General features: G+C 68.0%; 11 protein-coding genes. 7 read left to right on the top strand and 4 right to left on the bottom strand.

What is annotated here, in order from left to right:
- Positions 1-15: 15 nt before the first annotated feature.
- The 4 genes from CAL12_RS23230 to CAL12_RS23215 all read right to left on the bottom strand — a co-directional run bounded on the left by CAL12_RS23230 (position 16) and on the right by CAL12_RS23215 (position 3,631).
- Positions 16-1,527, bottom strand: coding sequence for an efflux transporter outer membrane subunit (locus CAL12_RS23230; RefSeq protein ID WP_086066775.1), 1,512 nt, complete (start codon positions 1,525-1,527; stop codon positions 16-18).
- Between the two features lie 162 nt (positions 1,528-1,689).
- Positions 1,690-2,109, bottom strand: a complete 420-nt coding sequence (locus CAL12_RS23225) for a CopD family protein (protein WP_086066774.1) — start codon at positions 2,107-2,109, stop codon at positions 1,690-1,692.
- A gap of 17 nt (positions 2,110-2,126) precedes the next feature.
- A complete protein-coding gene (locus CAL12_RS23220; protein ID WP_086066773.1) occupies positions 2,127-2,777 on the bottom strand; it encodes a flavin reductase family protein in 651 nt (216 codons plus the stop codon).
- Between the two features lie 2 nt (positions 2,778-2,779).
- Positions 2,780-3,631 carry a FadR/GntR family transcriptional regulator gene (locus CAL12_RS23215; RefSeq protein ID WP_086066772.1) on the bottom strand — a complete coding sequence of 284 codons (852 nt, stop codon included), beginning with the start codon at positions 3,629-3,631 and terminating at the stop codon, positions 2,780-2,782.
- A 127-nt stretch (positions 3,632-3,758) separates the two neighbouring features.
- On the opposite strand from CAL12_RS23215, the gene CAL12_RS23210 reads away from it, so the two are divergent.
- Genes CAL12_RS23210 through CAL12_RS23180 form a run of 7 tightly spaced genes read left to right on the top strand, consistent with a single transcriptional unit; the run spans position 3,759 to position 11,057 of the window.
- Positions 3,759-4,958 carry an ABC transporter substrate-binding protein gene (locus CAL12_RS23210; protein WP_086066771.1) on the top strand — a complete coding sequence of 400 codons (1,200 nt, stop codon included), beginning with the start codon at positions 3,759-3,761 and terminating at the stop codon, positions 4,956-4,958.
- Positions 4,959-4,974: 16 nt separating this feature from the next.
- Complete coding sequence (locus CAL12_RS23205; RefSeq protein WP_086066770.1) at positions 4,975-5,832, top strand: branched-chain amino acid ABC transporter permease; 858 nt, start codon at positions 4,975-4,977, stop codon at positions 5,830-5,832.
- An 8-nt stretch (positions 5,833-5,840) separates the two neighbouring features.
- Positions 5,841-6,806 (top strand): branched-chain amino acid ABC transporter permease, encoded by a 966-nt coding sequence (locus tag CAL12_RS23200; protein WP_420042798.1) that lies wholly within the window; start codon positions 5,841-5,843, stop codon positions 6,804-6,806.
- Positions 6,803-7,570, top strand: a complete 768-nt coding sequence (locus tag CAL12_RS23195; RefSeq protein WP_086066768.1) for an ABC transporter ATP-binding protein — start codon at positions 6,803-6,805, stop codon at positions 7,568-7,570. The genes CAL12_RS23200 and CAL12_RS23195 overlap by 4 nt, the downstream gene beginning before the upstream one ends.
- Complete coding sequence (locus tag CAL12_RS23190; RefSeq protein ID WP_086066767.1) at positions 7,567-8,265, top strand: ABC transporter ATP-binding protein; 699 nt, start codon at positions 7,567-7,569, stop codon at positions 8,263-8,265. Before CAL12_RS23195 ends, CAL12_RS23190 begins: the two co-directional genes overlap by 4 nt.
- Positions 8,266-8,301: 36 nt before the next feature.
- Positions 8,302-9,561, top strand: coding sequence for a Zn-dependent hydrolase (locus CAL12_RS23185; RefSeq protein WP_086066766.1), 1,260 nt, complete (start codon positions 8,302-8,304; stop codon positions 9,559-9,561).
- Positions 9,558-11,057 carry a M81 family metallopeptidase gene (locus CAL12_RS23180; protein WP_086066765.1) on the top strand — a complete coding sequence of 500 codons (1,500 nt, stop codon included), beginning with the start codon at positions 9,558-9,560 and terminating at the stop codon, positions 11,055-11,057. The genes CAL12_RS23185 and CAL12_RS23180 overlap by 4 nt, the downstream gene beginning before the upstream one ends.
- Positions 11,058-11,075 lie beyond the last annotated feature (18 nt).

Here is an 11,075-nt window from a genome sequence, read left to right as displayed (position 1 = left end):
GGATACGGTCAGGATTCAGTGGGCGGGGCCGGACGGCGCGGCGTCCGCCATCGGCACGCCGAGCTGCGCGGCGTTCCAGCCGCCGCCGGTGGCCTTGATCAGCGCCACGCTGGCCAGCAGGCGGCGGCCCAGCAGGTCCGCGGCGGTGCGTTCGTTGGACAGGGTCAGGGCCTGGGCGGTAACCACGGTCAGGTAGGTCGTGGTGCCGGCGCGGTACTGCGCCAGGGCGAGGCGTTCGGACAGCCGCGACGCCGTGACCGCCTGGTCCTGGGCGACGCTTTCGTCGGCCAGCACGCGCAGATTGGACAGGTTGTCCTCGACTTCCTGGAAGCCGCCCAGCACCGTCTGCTTGTATTGGGCCGCCGCGGCATCGAAACCGGCGCGAGCTTCGTCGACGCGCGCGCTGCGCAGCCCGCCGTCGAAGATCGTTTCGGCCAGCGCCGCGCCCAGCGACCAGATCCTGCCGGGCGTGTTGAACCATTGCGCCAGGCCGGCGCTGCCGCTGCTGAAACCGATCGCGGCGCTCAGGGTGACGTCGGGGTAGAACGCCGACTGCGCCACGCCGATCTGGGCGTTGGCGGACGCCGCCAGGCGTTCGGCGCTGGCGATGTCCGGGCGGCGTTCCAGCAGTTCCGATGGCAGGCCGGTGGGAATGTCGGGAACCCTGGCCTGCCAGCTTTCGGGCGCGGCCGGCAGGCTGAAGTCGGCCGGCGCGCGGCCGGTCAGGATGGCGATGGCATGTTCGAGCTGGTTGCGCTGGGTATCGAGATCGATGGCGGACGCCTGCGCCGTTCTCAGCTGCGCTTCGGCCAGTGCGACGTCGGAACGCAGCGCGACGCCGGCGTTGTACTGGCTCTGCGTCAGTTTCAGGGAACGCTCGAAGGCGGCGATGGTGCGCGCGAACAAGGCCTTGAGTTCGTCGGTGACGCGCAGTTGCAGGTAGTCCTGGGCGAGCGTGGCCTGCACGCTGAGCCGCGCGGCGGCCAGTTGCGCCTGGCTGGATTGGGCGCTGGCGTCGCTGGCTTCCACGGAGCGCCGGACGGCGCCCCACAGGTCCGGCTCCCAGGCGGCGTCCAGGGATGCGGTGTAGGTGTTGCCGAGCTTGCTGCCGCCGTTGCCGATGCTGCGGGCCCTATCGGCCGAAACGCCGGCGCCCAGTTGGGGCCAGAAGGCGGCACGGGCCTGCTGCACCAGGGCACGTGCCTGCCGGTACTGGGCGGCGGCCTGGGCGATGGTCTGGTTGGCGGCGGTGGCCTGGGTTTCCAGGTCGTTCAGGGTGCTGTCGCCGTAGATTTCCCACCAGTTCCGGGTGGCGTCGATCTGGCCGGGCTGGGCGGTCTTCCAGGCTCCGGATTGGGGCGGATTGCGCGGCGGGCTTTCCTTGTACGCGGTGGGAATGGCCATGTCCGGACGCGCGTAGTCCGGCCCGACCGTGCAGCCGGATAGAAGCACCAGTGCCGAGAGGACGGCCGGCACGAATGGGAAGCGGCGCGAGGCGCGGCGCGCGGGCGGGATGGTGGCGATCATGATGCCGCCACTGTACGAAGCGCGCCGGGACGATAGCCTGTCCGAGAACTGACAATTCTGTCAGTTACATGGGCGCGGCGATGGCCGTCGCCTTGGGCGTGGGGCGAAGCGGCCGCGCGATTTCATACTGTGCAGGCGCGCATCGGCCGCGTCCGGCCGGCGTCAGAACGGCTTGACCACCACCAGCGCAAGGATGGCGATCACGGCCATCGCGACCACCAGCGGGGTGATGCGCCACATGGCAGCATGCCGGCCCGCCGCGCGGCGGCGCAGGGTCCGGGCCTGGATGCCGTGGATGGCCGACAGCAGCACGACCAGGGCCAGTTTCCCGTGCAGCCAGCCATCGCCCAGCCAATGGCCTTGCACCGCCAGGGCGATGCCCAGGATCCACGTCAGGATCATGGCAGGGGTGGCCAGGACGCGGTGCCAGCGCAGCGTCCTGGCCGCCGCGCCGGCGGCGTCGGGGGCGTCGGGCGGGTCGGCGATCAGCATCAGGGACACGACCGAGATGCCGGCGACGAAGACGAATGCCGCGGTGACGTGCAGAATCTTCGTCCAGGTATAGAGGATGGCGAAATCCATGGTGCCGCGGGTGGCGTCTAGGCGTCGGGCGCGCGGGGCGCGGGTGGCGTGACCAGTTCGTCAGGGGTGGGGCGCGTCATGTTGAAACGGTCGGTCGTGCGGGTGTATTCGCCGCCGCCGTGCATGCGTCCCACCAGTTGGAGGGCGGGCGTGTCGATGTAGCACTTGTCCGCGTCGAGCACGGCATGGTCGGCGACGTGCACGCCCACCACGCGGGCGGCGATGATGACCCGGCCGCCCCCGACGTCCATGAAATTGATCGGCACGCATTCCAGGGCCACGGGGCTTTCGGCGATGCGCGGGACGCCTATCCTGGTGCTGGGCGCTATGGTCAGGCCCGCGCAGGCCAGCTCATCGATGCCGGCCGCATAGTCGCCCGAGGTCATGTTCATTTTGGCGGCCAGTGATTCCGGCACGACATTGATGACGAACTCCTGGCGGGCGCGGATGTTGGCCGATGTGTCCTTGGAACCACCGGCGCGCCCCATGATGCCCAGGCAGACGATGGGCGGATCGTCGGAGAACAGGTTGAAAAAGGAAAATGGCGCGGCATTGAGCCGGCCTTCCTGGTCGGCGCTGACCACCCATGCGATGGGCCGCGGCACCACCGTCGACGACAGGATCTTGTAGCCGTCGCGCGGCGCCAGTTTGGATAGATCGAACCACATGGTCAGCCCCTTGCCGTTGAGTCTTTCTCGCGCCGCCGCGACAAGCCCCGCCGCGCGGCGGCATTGCGTCGCGACATCTCCGAATCCAGGATCAGCCGTCCCTGCAGCTTACCGTTCAGCTTCTTCACGAAGCCAGAGGCTTCCACCATGTGTTCGGACATCAGGCGGCGCACCGTATCGACATCCCGCTGGCGCGCCGCGTCCACGATGGCCTGGTGCACGTGCGCGTTGGCCTCGCCGAACCGCCGCTGCGTGCGCGTCGGCGTGTCGTTCTCGAACACCGTCAGCTGCCGCAGCATCTCGTTGATCAGCTGGCAGGTGAAGCGCAGGAAAGGATTGGGATTCGCCATCGCCAGGATGTCGTGGAAGTTCAGGTCTTCCTTGCGCTGCGCCACCACGTCCGCCGTCCTGCCCGAAGACGGATCGCAGCATTCTATGCTGTGCATCAGCGCGTCGAAGTCCGCGTCGGTCAGGTGCGGCACCGCCCCGGCCGCCAGTTCCGGCTCCAGCATCTTGCGCACCGTATAGATGTCGTCGATCGTGACTTCCTTGAAAAACAGGTAGTTCTGCATCAGCTGGAACGTGCGGTCCAGCGTCACTTCGACGATGCGTCCGCCGCCGGCCGGCCCGGTGCTGATCGTGACCAGCCCCTGGACTTCCAGCGACTTCAGCGCCTCGCGCATCGTGCTCTTGCTGACGCCGAACAACTGCTGCAGTTCGTTCTCGCGCGGCAGCTTGTCGCCCGGTCGCAGGTCGCGTTCGGTGATCAGCCGCTTGATTTCCTCGGCCACCAGGTCGGCGCGCTTGGATTTGCCAGGCGCGGCGGGCGGCGGCGTGGCGGTTTCGCGAGGCATGCGTGGTCCTTGTCGGCGGCACTAGGGAAACTACGGTCACGATTCCACGTCTTGCCGTGTTGACGCGGAATATTGCCCAACCATATTATCAGTTCATCTTATTTATCATGATAAATAGGGGAAGGCCTTGAACCGTCGCGATCTACTCAAACTCGCCGCGCTGTCGGCGCTGCCCGGATCCCTCTCGCTGCGCGATGCCTATGCGCAGGCCGCCCAGGCGATCCAGTTCGGATGCCCCGTGCCCATGTCTGGCCCCTTTGCCGCCAACGGCAAATATGCCGACCTGGGCATGAAGCTGGCCATCCAGCAATACGGGCAGTTGCTGGGCCGCCCCCTGGCCTATACCACCCTGGATACCGAAGGCAAGCCCGCCACCGCCGTGCGCAAGGTGCAGGAACTGGCGCAGCAGAAGGGCGCGCGTTATTTCGCCGGCGGCATCCTGTCGTCGGAAGCCCTGGCCATGGGCAAGGAAGTGCAGAAGGACGGCGGCGTGTTCATCACCACCGCCGGCGCCGATGAGATCACCGGGTCCGATTGCAACAAGTCCACCTTCCGCTGGTCGGTGCCCACCTACGGCGCCATCGAGCAGACGGTGCGGCCGCTCATCGACAAGTTGCCCAAGGCCAAGCGCTGGTACACCATCACGCCGCAATACGTGTTCGGCGACGGCCTGCTCAATGCCGCCAAGAATATCTTCAAGGAAAAGGGCATCGAGCACGTCGGCAACAGCTACCACTCGCTGACGGAAAAGGAATTCAGCGGGTACCTGACCAACGCCATGGCCGCCAAGCCGGACGTGCTGCTACTGCTGAACTTCGGCTCGCAGTCCTCCGACGCGCTGCGCCAGGCCGTCAGCTTCGGCATGAAGCAGAACACCACCATCCTGATGGCCTGGGCCTCGGGGCTGGAGCAGTTCGAATCCCTGGGCGCCGACCTGTGCGAAGGCGTGTATTTCGGCGCGCAGTACTGGCACGGCATCGACAGCCCCGGCAACAAGGACCTGGTGAAGCGCTCGCAGGAAGCCTTCAAGTCGAATCCCAACTACAGCCTGGCCGGTTCCTACATCTGCACCAGGATCCTGCTCGACGCCATCGCCAAGGCCGGCAGCGAAGATCCCGCCAAGGTCATCCCGGTGCTCGAAGGCATGAAATACACGGGCCTGACCGGCGATGAGGAAATCCGCGCGCAGGACCACCAGGTGCTCAAGAACTACTACCTGCTGCGTGGCAAGGCGAAAAAGGCGATGAAGGACAAGGACGACTACGCCGACATCCTGAGCGCCGGCAAATCCTTCCTGCCCGTGGACCAGACCGGCTGCAAGCTGTAGTTCCGTTGCCGGCTACATGAACGTCTATCTGCTGCAAGTCGTCAACGGCATCGGCATCGGGATGCTGTATTTCCTGTTGGCGGTGGGGCTGTCCATCATTTTCGGGCTGCTGCGCTTCGTCAACTTCGCGCACGGCGCCTTCTATCTGCTGGGCGCCTATTTCTGCTACCAGGCGGTGGCATGGGGCCTGGACTTTTGGGTGGCGCTGGCGGTCGTGCCACTGCTGGTGGCCCTGCTGGCCTGGCTGGCGGAACGCACGCTGTTGCGGCGCGTCTACGACCAGCCGCACGAGTTCCATATCCTGATCACGGTGGGCCTGGCCCTGGTGCTGCAGGAGGCCGTCATCGTGGCCTGGGGCCCGCTGGGCGACAACGTCGCCACCCCGGACGCCCTGCAGGGCGTGGTGATGTGGAGCGGCTTCATCTATCCGAAATACCGCTTGTTCGTCATCGCCTTCACCGCGGTGTTCGCACTGTTGCTGTGGTGGCTGCTGGAAGGCACGCGGCTGGGCAGCGCCGTGCGCGCGGGCAGCGAATCGGCCGAGATGGTGTCGCTGCTGGGCATCAACGTCTATCGCGTTTTCGGCCTGGTGTTCGCGCTGGGCGCGGGCACGGCGGCGCTGGCCGGGGCCCTGGCCGCGCCGATACGCGGCGTCGATCCCTTCATGGGGCTGGAGGCCCTGGGCGTGGCCTTCGTCATCGTGGTGGTCGGCGGCATGGGCAGTTTCGGTGGCGCGCTGGTGGGCGGGCTGCTGATCGGCATCGTGCAAAGCGTCATGAGCACGCTGTGGCCGGAAGGCGCGCGGCTGATGATCTATGTGGCGATGGCGGCGGTGCTGCTGCTGCGTCCGCACGGCCTGCTGGGGAGAGGATGATGCCGCGCATGGTCGAACGGATGCGCGGGCATGCCGGCCTGCTGCTGGCGGCGGCGGTCGTGATCCTGCTGCCTGCCGTGCTGGAATCCGGCACCCTGGCCACCGAAGTGCTGGTGTATGCGCTGGCCGTCCTGGGTTGCAATCTGCTGCTGGGATATACGGGCCTGCTGTCCTTCGGGCAGGGGATTTTCTTCGGCATGGGCAGCTATGCCGTCGGCATCCTGATGACGCGCGCGGGATTGCCTTTGCCGGCTGCCGTGCTGGCATCCATCGCCGTCGGCGCGGCGACCGCCGGCCTGGTGGGCTGGTTCGCCATCCGCCAGCGCGGCACCTACTTCGTCATGCTGACGCTGGCCTTCGCGCAGATGTTCTATTTCCTGGCCTACAGCCTGCCGTCCTGGACGGGCGGGGACAACGGCCTGCTGGACATCCCGCGTCCGCCGCTGGCGCTGGCGGGCATGACCTTGATGCGCCTGGACACGCCCTGGCGCTTCTATACGCTGGTGGGCGTCTGCTTCCTGCTGGTGTTCTGGCTGCTGCAGCGGGTCACCGATTCGGTGTTCGGCCGCACGTTGCTGGCCATCCGCGAAAACGAAGCGCGCGCCCGTGCCGTCGGCTACGACACGCGCGCGCTGAAGCTGGCGGTGTTCGCCCTGTCGGGCGCGGTCACCGCGCTGGCCGGCGCTTTTCACGCGCTGATGACGGGCATCGCGCCGCTATCCAACATCGAATACCACACCAGCGAAATGATCCTAGTGATGACCGTCATCGGCGGCACGGGCAACCTGTTTGCTTCCGTGCTGGGCGCGGCGTTCTATGTGCTGGTGTCGGATTGGCTGTCCACCTTGTGGCCGCGCTGGCTGATGCTGCTGGGCTTCCTGCTGATCGCCGTCAGCCTGTTCATGCACAAGGGCCTGTGGGGGCTGGCCGAACGGTGGTGGCCGGCCAGGTGGCGCGACAAGGAAACGCGATGACCGAACCGATCCTGGACGCCAGCGGCATCGTCAAGCGCTACGGCAAATTCACCGCGCTGGGCGGCGTGGACCTGCGCGTGATGCCCGGCACCGTGCATTCCGTCATCGGCCCCAACGGCGCCGGCAAGACCACGCTGTTCCACACCCTGACCGGCACGGTGCCCGTCACCGAAGGCCGCATCGTGTTCGACGGCCACGACGTGACGCGCGAGCCCGACAATATCCGCGTGCGGCGCGGCATCGCGCGATCCTTCCAGGTGACCAGCCTGTTCGCCAACCTGGACGTGCGCGAGAACCTGCGCCTGGCCGCCCAGGGCGCGCACGCCGCGGGCGCCTTCGACATGTGGCATCGTCCGCGACGCGAAGGCGGCGTGAGCGAACTGGTGGATATGTTGCTGGAACGCCTGGCCCTGACCGCGCGCGCCGGCGTCGCCGCGGCCGCGCTGTCGCACGGCCAGCAGCGCCGCCTGGAAGTCGGCATGGCCATGGCGGCGCGGCCGCGCGCCATCTTCCTGGACGAACCGACCTCCGGCATGGGCGTGGACGACCTGGACGCGATGAAGGCGCTGATACGTGGCCTGGCAAGCGACCACACCGTGGTGCTGATCGAACACAACATGAATATCGTCATGGACATCTCCGATACCGTCACGGTGATGCAGCAGGGCAGGGTGCTGGTGCAGGGAACGCCGGCCGCCATCCGCGACGACCCGCGCGTGCGCGCGGCCTACCTGGGCAACATGATCACCGGAGGCCGCGCATGAAGCTGGAACTGCGCGACGTGCACGCGTATTACGGCAAGAGCCATATCCTGCAGGGCGTGACGCTGGCCGTGGGCGAAGGCGAACTCGTCACCCTGCTGGGCCGCAACGGCGCCGGTAAATCGACCACGCTCAAGACCATCGCCGGCGCGCTGCGTCCGGCGCGCGGCGACATCCGTTTCGACGGCGCGGCGGTGGGCGGGCTGCCGGCCCATCGCGTGGCCGGCAAGGGCCTGTGCCTGGTGCCTGAGCACCGAGGGATTTTTCGTCTGCTGACGGTGGAGGAAAACCTGCTCCTGGGCGCGCGTCGCGCGTCGCCATGGCAGCTGGCGGACATCTACCGCATTTTCCCGCGCCTGAAGGAGCGGCGCCGCAACGGCGGCGCGCAACTGTCGGGAGGCGAGCAGCAGATGCTCGCGATCGGCCGCGCCCTGATGAACCATCCGCGCCTGCTGATGCTGGACGAGCCGGTCGAGGGCCTGGCCCCGGTGATCGTGGAAGAGATCGTCGCGCAGCTCAAGCTCATCCGGGGGCAGGGCGTGCCCATCCTGCTGGTGGAGCAGAACCTGGAGGTCTGCACGCAGCTGGCGGATCGCCACTACATCATCGAACAGGGCGCTATCGTGTACGAGGGCAGCAACGCCGATTTCGCGGCCAATGACGCGATCAAGGACCGCTATCTGGGCGTCGGCGTGTGATCCGGCACCGCGCCTGACCATACTTGGGAAACGAACATGCCAGAACTTGAAACCGCATCCATTCCCCGCGTCGACGGCGCGCGCCTGTGGACGTCGCTGATGGCGCTGGCGCGCATCGGCGCCACCGACAAGGGCGGCGTGCGCCGCCTGGCGCTGACCGACCTGGACCGCCAGGGCCGCGAGCTGGTCATGCAATGGGCGCGCGAACTGGGTTGCGCCGTGCGCATCGACGCCATCGGCAACATCTTCATGCGCCGCGCCGGCCGGCGCGACGATCTGCCGCCGGTGATGACCGGCAGCCATATCGATACCCAGCCCACCGGTGGCAAGTTCGACGGCAATTACGGCGTGCTGGCGGGCATCGAAGTGCTGCGCACCCTGCATGCGCACGGCATCGTCACCGAGGCACCCATCGAAGTCGTGGTCTGGACCAACGAAGAAGGCTCGCGTTTCGTCCCCGTCATGATGGGTTCGGGCGTCTACGCCGGCGCCTTCACGCTGGCGCATGCCTTGGCGCAGCGCGACCGCGACGGCATCAGCGTGGCCGATGCCCTGGCGGCGATCGGCCATGCCGGCCCGGAGCCCGTGGGTGGCAGCCCCGTCGCCGCGTATTTCGAGGCCCATATCGAACAAGGCCCCATCCTGGAGGCCAGGGACACGACCATAGGCCTGGTGCGCGGCGCGCTGGGCCAGCGCTGGTTCGACGTGACCGTCACCGGCATGGAAGCCCACGCCGGACCGACCCCCATGGAGCTGCGCCACGACGCCCTGCTGGCGGCCGCCGACATCGTGCGGCGGGTGAACGGCATCGCGCTGGACCATGCGCCGCACGCGCGCGGCACGGTCGGCTGCCTGGATACCTATCCGAATTCGCGCAACGTGATTCCGGGACGCGTGCAACTGACCGTGGACCTGCGCGCCGCCGACGACGCCACGCTGACGGCCATGACCGCGGCGCTGCGCGACCATTGCGCGGCGCTGCCGGGCGTCGAGGTGGACGTGCGCGAAGTCGTGTACTTCCCCCCGCAGCCTTTCGATGCCGGGCTGCTGGATGCCTTGAAGGACGGCGCCGGCCAGCTGGGTCTGTCCTGCATGGACATCGTCAGCGGCGCGGGACACGACGCGGTCTACCTGGCGCGCGTCGCGCCCACCGCGATGCTCTTCGTGCCCTGCAAGGACGGCATCAGCCATAACGAAATCGAGGACGCCCGTCCCGAGCATCTGGAGGCCGGCTGCAACGTGCTGCTGCGCGCCATGCTGCGCACGGCGGGCGTGGCTGCCCGGGAGGCCGCATGAAAGTCCTGATCGCGCGGATGAACCACGAAACCAACACTTTTTCCCCGGTGCCGACGCCGCTGTCCGCGTTCGGCCGGGGCGGGCCCGCTTATGACGACGACGCCCGCCGCGAGAACGAGGGCGCGCGTACCGCGATGGGCGCCTTCATCGACCTGGCGCGGGCACAGGGCGCCGACATCGTGACGCCGCTATCGGCCTGGGCCTATCCCAGCGGTCCCGTGGATGCCGACGCCTATGACCAGATGTGCAATCGCATCCTGGCCGCCGTGCCGGGCTGCGACGCCATCTTCCTGGACCTGCACGGCGCCATGGTCGCCCGGAACAGCGACGACGGCGAAGGCGACCTGCTGGCGCGCGTGCGCGCCGCCGCGCCGGGCGTGCCGCTGGCGGTGGCGCTGGATCTGCACGGCAACGTGACCGCGCGCATGGTGGACAACGCCGACGTCATCGTCAGCTTCAAGACCTATCCGCACGTCGACATGTACGAGACCGGCGAGCATGCGGGCCGGCTGTTGTGGCGCATGATCGCCGGCGAATTCCGCCCGGTCATGGCCTGGCGGCGCCCGCCGCTGATGACGCACACCCTGCGGTCGGCCACCGATGGCGGCGCCATGCGCGACGCCGTGCAGGCCGCGCGCGAAGAGGAATCGCGCGGGGTGGAAGCGGCCTCCGTCCTGGCCGGTTTCGGGCTCGCGGATATTCCGCATCCCTGCATCAGCGTGATCGTGGTCGCGGACGGCGACCGCGCGCTGGCCGAAGCGGCGGCCGACCGCATCGCCGCGGGCATCTGGGCGCGGCGCGACGATTTCGTCTACCGCAGCGAACCCTTGGCCGATTCATTGGCGCGCGCGGAAACCATGGCGCGCGACGCGCGGCGGCCGATCCTGCTGCTGGATCACGGCGACAACTGCAATTCGGGCGGCACCTGCGACACCACCGCGGTGCTGGAAGCCGCGCTGGCCCGCGGCATGAAGGGCATCCTGGCCGGCATCGTCTGCGACCCCGAAGCCGTCGCGCTCATGGCGCGGGCGGGCGTCGGTGCACGCGTGACGCTGCCGCTGGGCAACAAGCGCTCGCTGGCGGCGCTGGGCATCCACGCGCGGCCGATGCAGGCCAGCGGCACGGTGCTGGCGCTGACGGACGGCGAGTACGTGATCACCGGCCCGACCTATACCGGCATGCGCGTCGGCATGGGGCGAACGGCGGTGCTCGACCTGGGCGACGCCCGCGTCGTGGTCTCCGAACAGACCCACGAGCCCTGGGATCTGGCGGTGTTCGAGAGCGTGGGCCAGGATCCGCGCGGCGCCCGCTATCTGCTGCTGAAATCGCGCATGTACTGCCGGCCGGTGTTCGTGCCGATCTCGGACGGCCTGGTCGAATGCGACAGCCCCGGCGTGACGACCTCGGATTATTCGATCTTTCCATACGCCCGGCGATCGCGGCCCTTGTATCCGCTGGAAGACGCCGTCTACGACGCGGGCACGCCTACGTCCTGAACCTTGGTGAACAGGGGT

The organism is Bordetella genomosp. 8 (assembly GCF_002119685.1).
Lineage (GTDB): Bacteria > Pseudomonadota > Gammaproteobacteria > Burkholderiales > Burkholderiaceae_B > Bordetella_C.
The sequence above is the reverse complement of the archived record's forward strand: the minus strand, read 5'-3'. Positions and strand labels throughout refer to the sequence as shown.

Excerpts from the sequence above, each read along its gene's own strand:
- CAL12_RS23195 (WP_086066768.1), top strand. The coding sequence starts at position 6,803 with ATGACCGAACCGATCCTGGACGCCAGCGGCATCGTCAAGCGCTACGGC.
- CAL12_RS23225 (WP_086066774.1), bottom strand. The coding sequence starts at position 2,109 with ATGGATTTCGCCATCCTCTATACCTGGACGAAGATTCTGCACGTCACC.
- CAL12_RS23185 (WP_086066766.1), top strand. The coding sequence starts at position 8,302 with ATGCCAGAACTTGAAACCGCATCCATTCCCCGCGTCGACGGCGCGCGC.
- CAL12_RS23200 (WP_420042798.1), top strand. The coding sequence starts at position 5,841 with ATGGTCGAACGGATGCGCGGGCATGCCGGCCTGCTGCTGGCGGCGGCG.
- CAL12_RS23205 (WP_086066770.1), top strand. The coding sequence starts at position 4,975 with ATGAACGTCTATCTGCTGCAAGTCGTCAACGGCATCGGCATCGGGATG.
- CAL12_RS23215 (WP_086066772.1), bottom strand. The coding sequence starts at position 3,631 with ATGCCTCGCGAAACCGCCACGCCGCCGCCCGCCGCGCCTGGCAAATCC.
- CAL12_RS23190 (WP_086066767.1), top strand. The coding sequence starts at position 7,567 with ATGAAGCTGGAACTGCGCGACGTGCACGCGTATTACGGCAAGAGCCAT.
- CAL12_RS23180 (WP_086066765.1), top strand. The coding sequence starts at position 9,558 with ATGAAAGTCCTGATCGCGCGGATGAACCACGAAACCAACACTTTTTCC.
- CAL12_RS23220 (WP_086066773.1), bottom strand. The coding sequence starts at position 2,777 with ATGTGGTTCGATCTATCCAAACTGGCGCCGCGCGACGGCTACAAGATC.
- CAL12_RS23230 (WP_086066775.1), bottom strand. The coding sequence starts at position 1,527 with ATGATCGCCACCATCCCGCCCGCGCGCCGCGCCTCGCGCCGCTTCCCA.